This is a genomic window from Weissella bombi, assembly GCF_900094835.1.
Classification (GTDB): Bacteria; Bacillota; Bacilli; order Lactobacillales; family Lactobacillaceae; genus Weissella; species Weissella bombi.
Genome location: NZ_FMAO01000008.1, coordinates 33,452 through 49,562 on the forward strand (window position 1 = coordinate 33,452; position 16,111 = coordinate 49,562).

The 16,111-nt window shown below is 38.0% G+C and carries 15 protein-coding genes and 1 other RNA gene; 11 read left to right on the forward strand and 5 right to left on the reverse strand.

Annotated features, from left to right (window positions below; all coding sequences use genetic code 11):
- The first annotated feature begins 59 nt into the window (after positions 1–59).
- The 4 genes from GA0061074_RS06190 (at position 60) to GA0061074_RS06205 (ending at position 3,553) form a co-directional block, all read left to right on the forward strand.
- Positions 60–908 carry a methyltransferase domain-containing protein gene (locus GA0061074_RS06190; RefSeq protein WP_092462903.1) on the forward strand — a complete coding sequence of 283 codons (849 nt, stop codon included), beginning with the start codon at positions 60–62 and terminating at the stop codon, positions 906–908.
- A gap of 130 nt (positions 909–1,038) precedes the next feature.
- A complete protein-coding gene (locus GA0061074_RS06195) occupies positions 1,039–1,440 on the forward strand; it encodes a helix-turn-helix domain-containing protein (protein WP_092462906.1) in 402 nt (133 codons plus the stop codon).
- 11 nt (positions 1,441–1,451) lie between these two features.
- Positions 1,452–2,282: an SAM-dependent methyltransferase gene (locus GA0061074_RS06200; RefSeq protein WP_092462908.1), complete on the forward strand. Its 831-nt coding sequence runs from the start codon at positions 1,452–1,454 to the stop codon at positions 2,280–2,282.
- 14 nt (positions 2,283–2,296) lie between these two features.
- Entirely contained in the window at positions 2,297–3,553 is a 1,257-nt protein-coding gene (locus tag GA0061074_RS06205) for a chloride channel protein (protein ID WP_092462910.1), read from the forward strand.
- Positions 3,554–3,622: 69 nt separating this feature from the next.
- Here the strand turns inward: GA0061074_RS06205 and GA0061074_RS06210 are convergent, their stop codons facing one another.
- Together GA0061074_RS06210 and GA0061074_RS06215 are read right to left on the reverse strand one after the other, a co-directional pair.
- Positions 3,623–4,075: a threonine/serine exporter family protein gene (locus GA0061074_RS06210; RefSeq protein ID WP_240005827.1), complete on the reverse strand. Its 453-nt coding sequence runs from the start codon at positions 4,073–4,075 to the stop codon at positions 3,623–3,625.
- Positions 4,076–4,103: 28 nt separating this feature from the next.
- Positions 4,104–4,856, reverse strand: a complete 753-nt coding sequence (locus GA0061074_RS06215; RefSeq protein WP_092462912.1) for a threonine/serine exporter family protein — start codon at positions 4,854–4,856, stop codon at positions 4,104–4,106.
- 261 nt (positions 4,857–5,117) lie between these two features.
- Between GA0061074_RS06215 and GA0061074_RS06220 the strand changes: the two genes are divergently transcribed.
- Positions 5,118–6,347: an ArgE/DapE family deacylase gene (locus GA0061074_RS06220; RefSeq protein ID WP_240005826.1), complete on the forward strand. Its 1,230-nt coding sequence runs from the start codon at positions 5,118–5,120 to the stop codon at positions 6,345–6,347.
- Positions 6,348–6,407: 60 nt separating this feature from the next.
- On the opposite strand, the gene GA0061074_RS06225 is transcribed toward GA0061074_RS06220, so the two are convergent.
- The 3 genes from GA0061074_RS06225 to GA0061074_RS06235 all read right to left on the reverse strand — a co-directional run bounded on the left by GA0061074_RS06225 (position 6,408) and on the right by GA0061074_RS06235 (position 10,060).
- Positions 6,408–6,584 (reverse strand): PspC domain-containing protein, encoded by a 177-nt coding sequence (locus GA0061074_RS06225; RefSeq protein ID WP_092462916.1) that lies wholly within the window; start codon positions 6,582–6,584, stop codon positions 6,408–6,410.
- 80 nt (positions 6,585–6,664) lie between these two features.
- Entirely contained in the window at positions 6,665–8,038 is a 1,374-nt protein-coding gene (locus GA0061074_RS06230) for a sugar porter family MFS transporter (RefSeq protein WP_092462918.1), read from the reverse strand.
- Positions 8,039–8,254: 216 nt separating this feature from the next.
- Complete coding sequence (locus GA0061074_RS06235) at positions 8,255–10,060, reverse strand: M3 family oligoendopeptidase (RefSeq protein WP_092462919.1); 1,806 nt, start codon at positions 10,058–10,060, stop codon at positions 8,255–8,257.
- 310 nt (positions 10,061–10,370) lie between these two features.
- Here GA0061074_RS06235 and abc-f point away from each other — a divergent pair, with 310 nt between their 5' ends.
- The 6 genes from abc-f to dnaX all read left to right on the forward strand — a co-directional run bounded on the left by abc-f (position 10,371) and on the right by dnaX (position 16,094).
- Complete coding sequence (gene abc-f, locus GA0061074_RS06240; RefSeq protein ID WP_092462921.1) at positions 10,371–11,867, forward strand: ribosomal protection-like ABC-F family protein; 1,497 nt, start codon at positions 10,371–10,373, stop codon at positions 11,865–11,867.
- Between the two features lie 98 nt (positions 11,868–11,965).
- Complete coding sequence (locus GA0061074_RS06245; RefSeq protein WP_092462923.1) at positions 11,966–12,931, forward strand: alpha/beta hydrolase; 966 nt, start codon at positions 11,966–11,968, stop codon at positions 12,929–12,931.
- A gap of 12 nt (positions 12,932–12,943) precedes the next feature.
- Positions 12,944–13,561, forward strand: coding sequence for a class I SAM-dependent methyltransferase (locus tag GA0061074_RS06250; RefSeq protein WP_092462925.1), 618 nt, complete (start codon positions 12,944–12,946; stop codon positions 13,559–13,561).
- Positions 13,539–14,069: a nucleoside deaminase gene (locus GA0061074_RS06255; RefSeq protein ID WP_092462927.1), complete on the forward strand. Its 531-nt coding sequence runs from the start codon at positions 13,539–13,541 to the stop codon at positions 14,067–14,069. Before GA0061074_RS06250 ends, GA0061074_RS06255 begins: the two co-directional genes overlap by 23 nt.
- A gap of 12 nt (positions 14,070–14,081) precedes the next feature.
- An RNA gene (ffs, locus tag GA0061074_RS06260) (signal recognition particle sRNA small type) lies at positions 14,082–14,179 on the forward strand.
- 178 nt (positions 14,180–14,357) lie between these two features.
- Complete coding sequence (gene dnaX / locus GA0061074_RS06265) at positions 14,358–16,094, forward strand: DNA polymerase III subunit gamma/tau (protein WP_092462928.1); 1,737 nt, start codon at positions 14,358–14,360, stop codon at positions 16,092–16,094.
- Positions 16,095–16,111: the final 17 nt, after the last annotated feature.

A 16,111-nucleotide genomic window follows, 5' to 3' on the forward strand; every position in this document is an offset into this window, starting at 1 on the left:
CCAGATTCATTGGGGACTTTTGGTTCTTTTTAATTGAAAATAGAAAATGATGGTAGAACATGAAAAAAATTGATAAGGGTATCAGCTTTGTCACTCAAAATCTGAAAATGTTTCGTTGTTTAGTTGATAATGAACCCTATGATCACATGGAAGAACATACTTTGGTGTGTCCACATGGTCATCGTTTGGATTTGAATAAGAAGGGTTCATTATATTTTTTGAATAAAGCTGTAAACACGGAATATGATGACAGTATGTTGGCATCACGACGTAAAGTATTAACAGCCGGATTGTTTGATGGGATTGTACAAGCAGTTTATGAAGAACTACCTAGTCATCCCCAACGTATTTTAGATGTTGGTACAGGTGAAGGGACACCATTAAAACGCTTGTTAGATTTACGTAAGCAAGCTGACACAGCCATTGGTTTTGATATTTCAAAAGCTGGTGTTAATTTAGCAACGCAATTAGAGTCAGATGCTTTTTTTGCAGTAGCGGACTTAGCAAATCTACCATTTACGGATGCTAGTTTTGATAGTATTGTGGAATTTTTCTCACCAAGTGCTTATGGAGAATTTAAACGTGTTTTAGCGCCTGGTGGGACTTTGGTTAAAATTGTGCCAGCATCAGGCTACTTACATGAACTGCGAGAGATGTTATATCCAGTTGATTCACCTAAGCATACTTATCAAAATGATAAGGTCGTGCAACGCTTTATGGAAAATTATCCAACGGCAACACAGCGAGAGATATCATATAAGTGGGATATTCCAAGTGATTTATATGTTGATTTATTACATATGACACCTTTGCACTGGGGAGCCCGCCCAGAAACACAAGCGATGGCAGAAAATACGCCATTAAAACAGGTTACTGTAAACGTTGTTGTGATGACTTATCAACACTAATTGTGCATAATGTGGATAAAACAGGTATTTTTCCACAAAAAATTGTGGAAAAAGTTATAAAAATTCTGTAAAATAGTCATAATAGGGTGAGAGCCCAGTATGACTATATTTAATGAATGGAGCTGCGTATATGTTTCCTGATCGCTTACGTGAATTACGAAAAGGTCGTAATATCACATTGGAAAATCTTGCTGAAGAAATGAATAAACATCTTGAGCCAGGTCAAAAACCAAATACAGCTGCTCAAATTGGAAACTGGGAGCGCGGCGACCGTTCACCATCGTATATTGAAGTTCGCAAATTAGCAGATTTCTTCAATGTGTCGATGGACTTTTTAGTGGGACGTGCGATGTCAGAAAAGACAGATTTGTCTTTGTTGTTCCTATCTGGTAAAGAAATTGACTTTAACGGTAAGCCTTTAACAGATCAACAGCGTTTTGATATTTTCCAATATGTTAATGCTTATTTGAATCCAGTCTCATATACTGCTGAAGATGATTTGCGCAGTAACCATCAAGAAAGTCTATTTTAAAAGGAATGTATATGAACCAAACAGAATTAATTCGATTTGGTACTGGTCGACAGCTCACTGAGATTGATTATCTTAGTGAGCTGTTGTCGTATCAAACGTCATTTAAATCAATTAAATCTATCAATCAATTGATTACAACAGTTAGTCAGGTTATTAAAGATATTAATCAGGGACTTCTACCACAACAGTTACCGGTTTTAGAAGTAACGGACACCATGATTAGTGATGTGCAAAAATTTATTCTAAATAAATTTCCAACACAACCAGCTAAGGGTAATGCATTGTGGGGAAAAATGAGTGATGACCTTGAAGCTATCGATTTTTTAGTTCGTCATTTACGCGATGCCTTAATCGAATATTTTAGTATGTACGGTTACGTTTCCACACCTTTTATTCAAGATTTATCTACCTATTTGGCAGGAAAACCTGTTTTGGAATTAATGGCTGGACATGGTTATTTATCAGCTGGATTACGTGCATACAATCCAACGCAAACAATCATTGCAACTGACAATCAACTATGGCGTGAGCAACCAGATATAACGCTATACCAACCGGTAACAACAGTTGAAAATATGACGGGTTTGGCTGCGTTAGAGGAGTATGGCGAACAAGTCGCTGTAATTATTATGAGTTGGGCGCCCGATACATCAACTGCTGACTGGGAATTATTACAAGTTATTCGTAACCAGTATCCAAGCAAGAAACTGTTGGTTATTGGTGAGTATCTCGGTGCAACTAATTCAAAAGTATTTTGGCAGCAGGCTAAATTAAACCCAATTTTGGCTACGCACCATCATACTTTTGATTTAATAGATGAACAAGTTTATGAAGTAGAATAGGATATTATTTAAAAATGTTAGCTGAAACAAAACGTCAAACAATAGCGTTAGTGATTGCAACGATTGCATTAGGAATCATTGTTGGCTTTAGTTCGTTATTATTAGGTCAATTATTAGATATTGTTGAACAGTTATTTTTACATTTTGAAGAAAATGCACATATACCAGTTGCTACTGCTGCAACACCAATTAATCGCTTAGTTTCAGTGACATTAGGCGGAATTATTGTTGCCTTAATTTGGTATGCATTGCAACGTTATGGTAAACCAACTGTTAGCATCAATAAAGCGTTGCAAGGAGAGAAGATGCCGTTTGGTGTGACAATTATTCACGTCATGACACAAATCTTCTATGTAGCAACAGGTGGTTCAATTGGTCGCGAATTAGCACCGCGTGAAGCTGGAACATTGATGGCGCAAACGTGGCAAAAATTTGCAGGTCGAATTGGATTAGCTGAACTATCGGTTGATGATCAACGCTTGTTATTAGCTTCTGCAGCAGGAGCTGGGTTTGCGGGTATTTATATCGCGCCTATTACGGGGATGCTATTTGCTGTTGAAATTTTACTTAAAAAAGTAGATATTAAAACAGTATCGGTTAGCTTGAGCATGTCTGTGATTGCGATGCTAGTTGGTTCGATTACGAAGGGATTTGTGCCTTATTATTTAATTGCTCATAAGAATTTTTCAATTAAGATGTTACCATTTGTCGTAGTGGTTGCATTGGTTATGGGACTATTAGGTGGTCTTTTCCGACGTGGTTTTCAATGGGCTGGCAAGCATAGTGCACAGAGCAAACAGATTTTGTGGCAGTTGCCATTAGTTGCGCTATTAACTGGTATAGTTGCCATGAAGATGCCTCAAATCATGGGAAACGGTCGTGGTTTGGCTGAATTTTCTTTTGTGAACCTTGATCAAAAGGTAATTGTTTTCTTGTTAGTAGGGGCAGCATTAAAAACGATTGTTACCATTCTTACTATTAAAGCAGGAGCTGCAGGTGGTACATTGACACCGTCAATTGCAATTGGTGGTGCGCTAGGTGGTGTTATCGGGTTTGCATACATGGTTATTATGCCTGGTTTATCAATGGCGACAATTGCTCAGGCAGGTGTTATTGGTGCCGTCGGATTCTTGGCAGCTTCACAGCAAGCACCTTTGATGGCATTGTTTATGTTATTTGAAGTTTGTCATTTAGATTCCTCAGCATTATTACCACTAGGGTTAACAGTAGCTTTGGCTAGTGTATCTTCTAAATTAGTTTTAAGTAAATAATATGTTAACAAAAAAGCGACAGGCAACCAATCTTGGTTAGCTTGTCGCTTTTTATGTGTCTGAAAAATTTTATGATTTTTTAGGTCGTTTTTTATAAACAATTTCAGAAATCATTTGTGAAGTAACATACCCTAAGGCAATAGCGCCGGTAACCATGGTAACATGGATAGTTTGTGTTAATGCCTCAACGGGCTGTTGATTAACAAATGACGTTAGTGCTTGATAGGCACTGGCACCAGGAACTAAGGGGACTAAGCCAGGAATACTGAAAATAGTACTAGGGGCCTTTTTACGAATGGAAAAAATAATGCCGCCCAGTCCAACGACAAGGGCGCCTAAAAAGTTACCAAGGATTGAACCGCCACCTAATTTAAATAGTACCCAGTAAACAATCCAGCCTAAACCACCAAGTAGGCTAGCTTCATTTAGCATTTTTTTCGGCACGTTAATGAATAATCCGAAGGTGAAAGTACCCAGATAACTAAAGACAAATTGAATTATAAAATGAAATAATGTCATCATTTATTACCTCTAAAAATTAATGTGTGGGTTAAGCGTAGCGTAGAACGGCACCAATTCCGAACGCAATGGCGCTGATTACAATTAGCGACTCAATCATACGTTCGATACCCGATAGTAGGTTTCCCTCAAATATATCGCGTAGGGCGGTTGTCATCGGTACGCCAGGCACTAATGGCATAATTGCACCGATGATAATGTTGGATATGCTAATACCAAGATGTAAACGAACACCAACTACAACACTAATACCAACAGTTAAGGCACCCAAAAATTCGCTCATAAAACGAATTCTAACGTGTTCACCGACATACCAGGCTACAATGTAGCCCAATGCACCAGCGACAAAGGTGATTGGTAAATCAAACCAATCATATTTTTGAGTAAATGTAATCATCAAAAAAGCACTCTCTAAACCAGCCCCAATTGTTTGTAACCACAGTGGGTACAAACTTTTCGATTTATTGAGTTCAAGTAAACGTTGTTTTAGTTCGTCAATATCAATAACGTTTTCGGAATATTGACGGGATAGATGATTAATAATATGAATTTTATTCATATTAATACCACGCTTAGCGACTTGAACAAAACGAGTTGCTGATGAATCATCCTGTAGGTTGACTAGCACACCAGTTAAACTGGTAAATGCTTCGGCTTCGATTTCTGGATTGCGATTAATAATATGTTTAATTGTGTCTTCGACACGCCACATTTCTGCGCCTGATTCAATCAACATCCGACCTGCCAAAGCACCAACATCGATGGTTTTACTTACTGATGTCATGTTTTATCTATCGGTGGCGGTTTAAAAATTTTAACGGCCAACCGTCCTTTCTAATAAAATTCGTTACTATCTAGTGTATATGAAATTTATTAGAAAGGACAAGTACCAAAAAAATATTTGATTGGCAAAGTGAAAACGGGGTGGAATACTTTTTTACTATGGCTTGAGACTTTTATAATGTTTACATTAATATAATGAAGTGTTAAATTTGTCATAACCTAATTAAAGAAGGCACAGAAAAAATTTATGGGGGAATTTGTGATGCAAGAAGAACAAAAGTTATCAATTTTGAAAGACATTATTGCAATTCAATCTGTGAATGATCATGAAAGAGATGTTGCGGTTTACTTAAAGAAATTATTTGATGAAGCTGGTATTAAAAATGACATCTTGCCTTTGGGTGATTCGAAAACACGTGCTAATTTAGTTGCTGAACTTGGTACAGGTAAGCCGGTGCTTGCGATTTCTGGTCATATGGATGTTGTTGAGGTAGATGCTGACCATTGGGCAACCGATCCATTTACACTAACGGAAAAAGATGGCAATCTTTATGGTCGTGGTGCAACGGATATGAAGGCTGGTTTGGCGGCAATGGTGATTGCCATGCTGGAATTAAAAGAGTCTGGCACAGCAATTCCGGGTACGATTCGTTTGTTAGCGACTGCTGGTGAAGAAGTCGGTATGCCTGGTGCAAAGGCTTTTAAAGATCAAGGTTATATGGATGATGTTGATGCTCTATTGATTACAGAGCCATCAGGTATTTATCGTGCTATCTACGCAAATAAAGGTGAGTTGAATGTTACTGTAAACTCAGCTGGTAAAGCTGCTCATAGCTCAATGCCATATCTTGGCAATAATGCTGTGGAGCATTTGATTAATGTTTTACAAAACATTAAGACAGGTATTCAGGATGCAACAGCTGATATCAATGATGATGTACTTGGTGATACGGTTATTAATATCGATACAATTAAGGGTGGTAATCAGGTTAATGCCATTCCGTCTGCTGCCCAAGCTGAAATTAATATTCGAACAATTCCAGAATTTGATAATGCTAAACTTTGGGCAAAGTTACAAGAAATTATTAAAGCCTATAACGATTCAGGAACAGGTGATATTTCCGTTACAGTAGGTATGGATGTGACACCTATTAGTGGTAACAGTGACTCTAAACTGTTGAAAGATATTCAACGTATAGCTGCACCGTTTGTTTCTAGCGATAAAATGTCTGCTGATGAGCTACAGAAATTGACTGCAGAAGCTAAAGATGTTGGTATCAAAGATTACAAACCTGGTGATATTATTGCAGAAGGTGTTCCTGGGGGTACTGATGCAAGTCAATTAATTATTGATCAACCAATGGGCTTTGATTTTGTAATGTATGGACCAGGTAATAATACACCACATCAAGATAATGAATTTGTACCAAAGTCACAGTATTTGAACTTTATTGAAATTTATAAGCAACTATTTACTGAATTTGGAAAGTAATATAAAAAAGGGCTGGTAAGTTATCATTGAGATAGCTTACCAGCCCTTTAAATTAATATTTTATTTTTCAGGCAACAATAACCATAGAATTAGGTAAATAACTAAACCAGGAAATGGACTAAGTGTTAGTAATATCCAAATAATTCTTAGTAAAGTAACATTCCAACCAAAACGTTCAGCTAGGCCACCTAAGACACCAGCAAAAACGCGATGATTCGTTGAACGATATAAATTCATAATATATTTCCCCCCTGCGTCCCTTTAGTTTCATTATACATGAAAAGCTACAGAACTCTAAGAATAATCACTTAAATGTCTTATTCAAATTTTGCTGCAGCACGCTTAATCAAACGTGAATTTGCAAAGACGGCTGACAAACCAATGCAGCCAAGGTTGGCAAACGTAAAGATGAAGAAGACACCGGCAGTTCCGAGTTGGGCAATTAGTAGTGGGAAGACTAAACTGATCCCAAAGTTGGTCAACCAAATCATAGCCGTACTAATGGCGTTGAAAGTTGTTCGTAATTGTTGTGGGAACATTTCAGAAAGCAACATCCAAGTTACCGGGCTGATTAATCCTTGTTGTGTGGCTAAGAAATAAGCCAAAATGATTAGAATTAAAATATTATTCATCCCCGGCGCTAGTGGTGTTGTTTTCATGACCCAGCTGAGTAGTCCTAAACTAATAACATTTGAAGCAAGTCCAATCGTTAATAAGCGATAGGGTGAGAGGCGCTCAACGACACGTCTACCAGCAAAAATAGCAATTGATGAAACGATACCAATTAAAACATTACCGTATAGTGATGCACCTGAACCTAATCCCACTTTTTCAAGAATAATTGAACCATAATACATCACAGTGTTAATACCAGAAGCTTGTTGAATAAAACCAATTGTTAAACCTGCACCAAGAATGTAGATGGCGGCTTTAGAAGAAAAAATAAGATGCCAATCGGTTTTTTCACCTTGGCGAATGGATTGCTTAGCTTCATTAATATTTTCACGAATATCTAGTTTTGGAAAACCTAATTTTTTAAAAACACGTTGCGCACGATCACGTTGGCGTTCTAGTAGATACCAAAATGGACTATTAGGAATATTAGTTGAAGAAATCCATAAAAAGATGGCTGGTACAGCTGCTGCTAGCATCATAATACGCCAAATTGGATGCCAATCTGGCCAAAGTGATCCAAGAATAGCGTTAACTGTAAAAGCAGTTAGTTGTCCCATAACGATGGCAATAGCGTTTTTATTGACGTTTTTTGTTTTAAGTCGATCAGGAGAAATTTCATCCAAATATAACGGTGATAGACTTGAAGCACACCCGACAGATAAGCCGAGAATAAAACGAGAAATGATTAACATCCAAGCGTTAATAGATAATGAACAAGCAACGGTTGCAACTGTAAAAATAGCTGCTACCCATTGTAGTAATTTTTTACGCCCAAGATTATCGGCTAGTGTGGTGACTGCCAAAGCACCAAACATACAGCCTAATACTAAGGCACTAGAAATTAGTCCTTGCACAGTCGGTGAGGCACCTAATTGGTCAGGGCGACTGATGAATGTTAATGCACCATTAATTACCCCAGTGTCGTAACCGAATAGAAATCCACCTAGTGCGATAATGTATGATGTGTAATTAAGAAATGCGTTGTTCTTTTTGGGACCAGACTTTTCTTTCTGCAAAATAAAATACACTTCCTTTCAGAATTTAAAAAAGACCTCAATGATTGTACTGAATTTATCAAGTTAATTATAGAAAAAACGATCATATTAAAAGAAACATCCCTACAAAAAGTAGTGTACTACTCGAAACCTTAAATGAAAAATAAAAATATATCAAAAAAGACGCTTAAATCCGCGTTATGACTGGATTTAAGTGTCTTTTATGTTTTATTCAAACTAGATGAATTGTTCAGAAAGTTCTAGGAATTCATCGATATCTTTTTTAATTAAATCGGCACCTGCTTGCCAGAAATCAGGTTTTGTCAAATCAACACCTAAGTGCTTTTGTGCTAATTCTTCAGTTGTCATGTTGGCAGTATCACGTAGCAAAGCGATGTAAGCTTCTTCAAAATTCTCTTGTGTTTGGGCCCAGGCATAGATACCTTGGCTAAATAGGTAACCGAACGTGTAAGGGAAGTTGTAGAAAGGTACATCATTGATGTAGAAATGAAGCTTTGATGCCCAGAAGTGGGGATGTAATTCATCTAAAATACCACCAAAGGCTTGTTCTTGGGCCGCTGACATTAACTCATTTAATCGGTTAGCAGGGACAAATCCTTGTTGACGTTCTTCGTAAAAACTCTTTTCAAAGAGGAAACGTGCACGAATGTTCAAGAACATAGCGATTGGGTTAGCCATCTTGGCATCGAGTAAAACAACTTTTTCAGCATCGGACTTAGCAGCTTGAACATTGGCATCAGCAATTAGCATTTCAGCAAATGTTGATGCCGTTTCAGCAACGTTCATGGCATAATCATCACGCCAAACGGGTAGATCAGTTAGGACTGATGTATGGAAACCATGACCAATTTCATGAGCAATCGTTGCCGAGTCGTTAACTGATCCCGTAAACGTCGTAATAATACGTGATTCATGAATGTCAGGAACACTTTCCATCCAAGCACCAGGTGTTTTACCTGTGCGATTTTCGGCTTCAATCCACTGATTTTCAAAAGCATGTTGTGCAAAGGCAGCCATTTTAGGTGAATATTTACCAAAGTTCTTAATGATGAAAGCAGCTGCTTCATCATAAGTTAATGTCGATGGTGTGTAGTCACCAAGTTTTGTGATTGGTGCTGATTGATCTTGCCAGCCAATTTTTGTTAAGCCTAGTAGTTGCGCCTTACGTTCAAAGTAAGGTTTGAACATCTCCTTATTGTCGTCGACAACTTGCCACATCATATTGAGTGTTTCACGTGATAGGTGATTTAATTCTAGCGGCTCTTCTAAAAAGTCTTTGTAGCCGTGTGCGGCTTGTTCAGTTAAACGAGCACCTGCCAAATGATTTAGGGTATCAGCGGCTAGATTTTCAGCATTACCCCACATTTTTTCATATTGGCGCATGATTTCGGCGCGAATTGTGTTATCAGGATAGTCATCGATACGGTTAAGAGCTTGACCGGCTGATAAGGTTTGTTGCTCACCATTTTCGTCAGTGTAGGTCATTGTTAAACCAGCACTAATGGTGTCATAGTGTTCAGACCAGGCATCTAATCCATCTAAACGTAATGTGTTCAATAGCTGTTCAGTTTGGTCGTCTAGTAAACGATTAGCTTGATGGCGTAATTCCTTTAAATGAAAGGCAACTGGTGTTACTGATGTTTCCGTTAATGCTTGTTCAAAATCAGCATCTGAAAAAGTTGTTAATAGTTTGGCAAAAGCATTTAATGGTGTTTGGTAAGCAACTGATAATTCAGATACCTTTGTTTGATAAGGACGGTATTCTGAATTTGTATAGTCAGCGGCTGATAGGGCATTTACGAAGAGTCCAGCCGTGCGTAAACCAGAAAAGATAGTTTGGTTATCTGCTACAAGTTGGGCAAATTTTTTAAAACCGGTATCGCTAGCTAAATCGTAATCGCTAATTGCCGTTTTTAAATCAGCAATTTGTTGTGCTAATAACTTTAATTTATTAGCAAATTCTGGTGAATGAATACCACCAGGATAAATGGTGTCTAAGTTCCAATTTAATGAATAAGTCATTTTTCATCTCCATCAATCTCATGTTTTTTTAATTAATTTGTTATTTATTCTATCATAACTTGCTAGTAGTACAAAAACAGGATGATATGAGTTGTTAGTAGATTAATCATTGTGTTTGTGTTAATCTATGCTTACATTAAATAGAAATCGAGGACCGTCCATTGAAGAACTAATACTATTTTGAAATTGCGATTATTGTTTACACTCTTAGGGTGTAGTGTGCATTTCAGGTAGTATTAGTTTAGATGGAAGGTCTTTTTTTGTGCCCTTTTATCATGCTGATTACCTGAATTTAAAATGAGGTGATAATTTGGGTAATATTGAATTAAAGCAAGTAACGTTTGGTTTTGATAATCAAGCACAACTTTTGTTTAATAAAGCTAATTTAACGATTGATACATCATGGAAGCTAGGTTTAATTGGACGCAACGGTCGTGGTAAAACGACATTGCTTAATTTACTACAGGGTGTATATCCATACCAAGGAACGATTACACATGATGTTAGTTTTAATTATTTTCCACAGCAGATTAGTGATGATGAACAATTAACTTACGATGTATTGTCTGAAGTAACAACTGTTGAAATTTGGCAAATTGAAAAAGAATTACAGTTAATGCAAACGGATGATGCCATTTTATGGCGACCATTTGTTAGTTTATCTGGTGGTGAAAAGACTAAAGTTTTGTTGGCATTATTGTTTAGTGACCACAATCATTTTCCGTTGATTGATGAACCAACTAATCATTTAGATCAACAATCAAGAAAACATATTGCGCAGTATTTGAAGGATAAGAAACAAGGTTTCATTTTAGTTAGCCATGATCGGTCGTTTGTTAATGAAGTTGTGGATCATGTGATTGCAATTGAAAAACGGCAATTGATGGTATACCAAGGAAATTTTGCGACCTATGAAGAACAAAAAGGCCGTCGTGATCAATATGAATTAGATCAAAATAAAAAATTAAAAACAGAAATCGGACGGTTGAAACAGACGGCTAGTGAAAAAGCGGAATGGTCACGTGGGCGTGAAAAAGAAAAATTTGGTAATCGCCATGTTGCAGGAAGTGGGGCTATTTTTGACCGCGGTGCGATTGGTGCACGTGCTGCACGAACCATGAAACGCTCTAAAACATTAGTACGGCATATGGAAGATAAAGTTGCCGATAAGGAGCAGTTACTCAAAGAAATAGAGACAGTCGATATGTTAACTATGAACTATCAGTCCAGTTATCATAAAGTGCTATTAGAGGTTAAAAATTTACAATTAGCGTACGAACAACCATTATTTGAACCGGTTTCGTTCCAGCTAACAAAGAGAGAGCGTGTTGCGATTCAGGGTGCTAATGGATCGGGAAAATCGTCGATTATTCATTATTTATTAGGAATGTTTACTGGTCAGGCTGATGGGGAAGTGGACATGCCAAGCAATATACGTATTAGTTATGTGCGCCAAAATTATGAAAATAATGTTGGTACTTTGCAAGAATTCGCAAATGAACATCACTTATCATACGAAACATTGCTGAATAATCTACATAAGTTAGGTGTAGAACGGTGTGTATTTAATACACGTATTGAAGATATGAGTATGGGTCAGCGAAAACGTGTGGAATTAGCAAAATCGTTAGCAACACCAGCAGAGTTATTTATTTGGGATGAACCATTAAATTATTTGGATGTTTTTAATCGCGAACAATTAGAACAAGTTATTCAACTAGTGCAACCGACTATGTTGCTAGTTGAACACGATGAAACATTTTTGGATAATGTTGCAACACAGATAATTAGACTACAACATCATTAAAGATCGGTTATGAAATTTAGATTGATAAATAAAGTAGTGAATCCCTTGTGCTATAATATCTTGAGTAAGTTTTATAGGGACGAGATAAGGATTTAGAGATGGTAAAACAACATAAAAAATGGTCAACAAAACGCAAAGTATGGACGGCGGTCGCCACATTGGTTGTCGTAGTTGGCGCAGCTATACTTGGTGCAGGAGGCTATTTCTTCCATGTTGCCGAAGTGAGAGCTAAAAAAGATTTTGTGGGTAGCGGTTTAGTTAGCAAGAAAAATCCGTTGTATGCCCAGCAAGAAAAATGGTTGGCTGCAGACACTAAAAAGTGGCAACTAAAGGCTGACGATGGTACTAAATTAGTAGGAAAATATTTACCTGCTGCGAAAAAAACGAATAAAACTGTGATTGTTATTCACGGTTTTGGTGTTGATCATAAAGCAATGGCGCCTTATGGTGAGATGTTCCATCGCTTTGGTTATAATGTTTTGATGCCAGATGATCGTGCATCTGGTAAATCTGAAGGTAAGTATATTGGTTTTGGTTATTTGGATGCCAAGGATTATCAAAAATGGATTAATCAGGTTCTTGCCAAAAACGGTAAGGATAGTGAAATTGTTGTAATGGGTGCATCAATGGGTGCTGCAACCACTATGATGCTATCTGGTATGAATCCGCCATCACAGGTAAAAGCTTATATTGAAGATTCAGGATACACATCAGTAGCAGATGAATTACATTACGAAGCAGGTAATATGTATGGGTTGCCTAAATGGTTAGCAAATGTGTTAATTCCAGTTGTATCAGGCTACTCAAAGGTGTTAGCAGGATATAGTTATCATCAAGCAGATGCTGAAAAATTGTTAGCTAATAATAAACGACCAATGTTGTTTATTCATGGTGATAATGATAAATTTGTGCCAACTAAGTTTATGGAACCAGTTTATCAGGCAACAAACGGGCCTAAGGAAAAGTACCTTGTACCTGGCGCTGCGCATGTAGACTCATATCGAACTAATCCAGCTAAATATGAAAAAACAGTTCAAAACTTTTTACAAAAATATTTTAATTAAAAGAGGAGCAATATGCCGGAACATTATTATACAGCTAATCCAACTACGGCCCATGATGAGCATACATGGACATTTGAGTTATTGGATCATGCTTTAACTTTTACAACTGATGCCGGGGTTTTTTCTAAAGGAACCGTTGATTATGGAACGCGTACTATGCTGAATGCTTTTAATCGCGACATTCCAGCCGGTAAAATTCTTGATTTAGGTGCGGGTTACGGACCGGTTGCAATTAGTCTAGCTAAAGTATTGCCAGAACGTGAGTTTGTTGCTGCCGAAATTAATGCACGGGCTGCTGAATTGGTGCAGCGAAATGCACAGCGCAACCATGTCGACCAACAAATTACGGTTGTACAATCTGATCGTTACGAAAATGTTGATGGCAAATTTGCAGCAATTCTAACAAATCCACCAGTACGTGCTGGTAAGCAAATTGTTACGGACATGATTGCAGGTGCGATTAATCATTTGGTACTTGAAGGGACACTAACGGTTGTTTTGCAAAAGAAGCAAGGTGCACCATCGGCTAAGAAACTAATGGCTGAATTATTTGGTAATGTGCAAACAATTGCTAAGGACAAAGGCTATTATATTTTGGAGAGTACGTATGTCGGGACAACTAACAGCTGATCAAATCCATTATTTTATGGGTGAAGCCTTGCGTGAAGCACGTAAAGCAGCTTTAATTGGTGAAGTTCCAATTGGGGCAGTCGTCGTGCAGGATGGTCAGATTATCAGTCGAGCCTTTAACTTACGTGAACATTTGCAAGATGGCAGTCAGCATGCTGAGTATCAAGCGATTTTAGAAGCAAATCGTCTGCAACATTCTTGGCGTTTACCTGAGGCACAATTATTTGTAACATTGGAACCTTGTATTATGTGTGCGGGTTTAATTCAACAAACACGCATTACGGATGTTTATTATGGTGCCAATGATGCTAAGGGCGGTGGTGTGACTTCAATGTATGAGCTACTAACTGATGAACGACTAAACCATCAGGTAGCGGTCCATGCAGGTGTTCGTGCCCAAGAAGCCAGTGCACTCTTAAAAGCATTTTTTAAAGCTGTAAGAAAAAGAAAAAAGGCTGAGAAGAAAGCGCGGCAATTAGCTGAGAAAAATACTGGTCAAATTTCTTAGTTCTTGCTATAATATATTTGGTGAGGCAAGTGTGCACTTCGAATTGTGTCAGGGTCGGAAGGCAGCAGCACTAAGGAGACCGTATATTGTGCTTCACTTCTTAAGTAAATTAGCGGAGGTTAGAACAGATTGTTCTAGCCTCTTTTTTGTTTATTATTGTCGTATAATTTCGGACTAGGTTTGTTTAAATGTTGGCTGTTCGTAAAACGCTTTTTCTGATATTATTGGTAATGATAGTTACACACATAAATCAGGAATAAAATACTGATAGAAAAGGGGTCACAAGTCATGGCATATCAAGCTTTATATCGGACATGGCGTCCACAAAAATTTAGCGATATGATTGGTCAAGAAGTCGTGACCAAAACATTAAAAAATGCCATTATTACAGGGCAAATAACGCACGCTTATTTGTTTAATGGACCGCGCGGAACTGGTAAAACATCAGCAGCTAAAATTTTTGCGAAGGCAATTAATTGTTTACATCCAGTTGATGGTGAACCTGATGGGACTTGTGAAATTTGTCAGGCAGCTGATGCAGGTACACTAGGGGACGTGATCGAATTAGATGCGGCATCTAATAACGGGGTCGATGAAATCCGTGAAATTAGAGAAGACGTTACTTATGCACCAACGCAGGCTAAGTATAAAGTATATATTATTGACGAGGTGCATATGTTATCAACGGGAGCATTTAATGCCCTATTGAAAACATTAGAAGAACCACCTGCCAATGTTATTTTTATTTTGGCCACAACTGAACCACAAAAAATCCCGGCTACTATTATTTCACGTACACAACGATTTGATTTTAAACGTATCAATGCGCAGGCCGCGTATGAACGGATGGTTTATATTTTGAATGAGCGTGGTAATACGTACGATGAAGCAGCGTTACGTGTGATTGCGAATGCTGCTGATGGTGGAATGCGTGATGCTTTGAGTATTCTTGATCAGGCGCTATCTTTTGGGGATGGGCATGTAACATTAGAAAATGCCTTGTTGGTAACGGGATCTGTTACACAAACCTTATTGGGACAATACGTACAAGCAGTGGTACAACAAGACACTAAAGCTGCTTTGGCAAAGCTATCTGAGGTATTGGATGCTGGTAAGGATGCTAATCGTTTCGTTGAAGATTTGATTAGTTATGCGCGTGATTTATTGCTTTACACGGAAGCACCAGAGTTAGTAACGCTAGTACCTGATGAAACGTTCATGCAGTTAGCAAAAGGACAGGCAGCACCAGTTTGGTATAATATGATCGATCAATTAAATGAAACGCAACAGCAGTTACGTTATACGAATCGACCAGCTATTTATTTAGAGGTATTGACGGTAAAACTTAGTCAACCAGTTATGCCTGCTACAAATAACGTACCAACTGCATCAGCGCCTAAGGAACAGACGCAACCACAGACAGCACCTGTACAAACAGTTTCCCTAACATCAACTGCGGCGCAATCAGATGAACCAGTTGCTGAAACAAAAACGGTAGCACCGCATAAACAGGTGCCTACTGTGCATGTTAGTGAAGATCAAACGGCTGTGTTTAAAGTGCTGGCCGAAGCAACACGTGGGGATCTTAATCGCATAACAGCTGTCTGGTCAGATATGGTAAACATGTTGCCTGTTTCTGAGCAGGCAATGTTAAATGTTTCTAGACCGGTAGCTGCATCAGCTAATGGCTTGGTGGTTGCCTTTAATTTTGATATTATTCGGCACAATGCGATGCAAAAGAATGACCTCTTGCAAACAATGGTGACCCAAATTCGTGAATTAACGCAAGCCGCTAATGAACGTCAGTTGGTTTTCATCACGAGTGATGATTGGCAACAATTACGTGCTAAATATGTTGCGCAATTAACTAAGCAACACACCCAAGCACCAGCATCGGATGAAGCAACTGCACAACAGATGCCAGTAGAACCAGCGGTGGATCAACCAGTAGAACAAGAAGATAGTTTAGTAACAGAAGCAAAAAACATCTTTGATGAAGATCTTGTCGAAGAAATTGATGATTAATTAAAAGAAATGAGGAA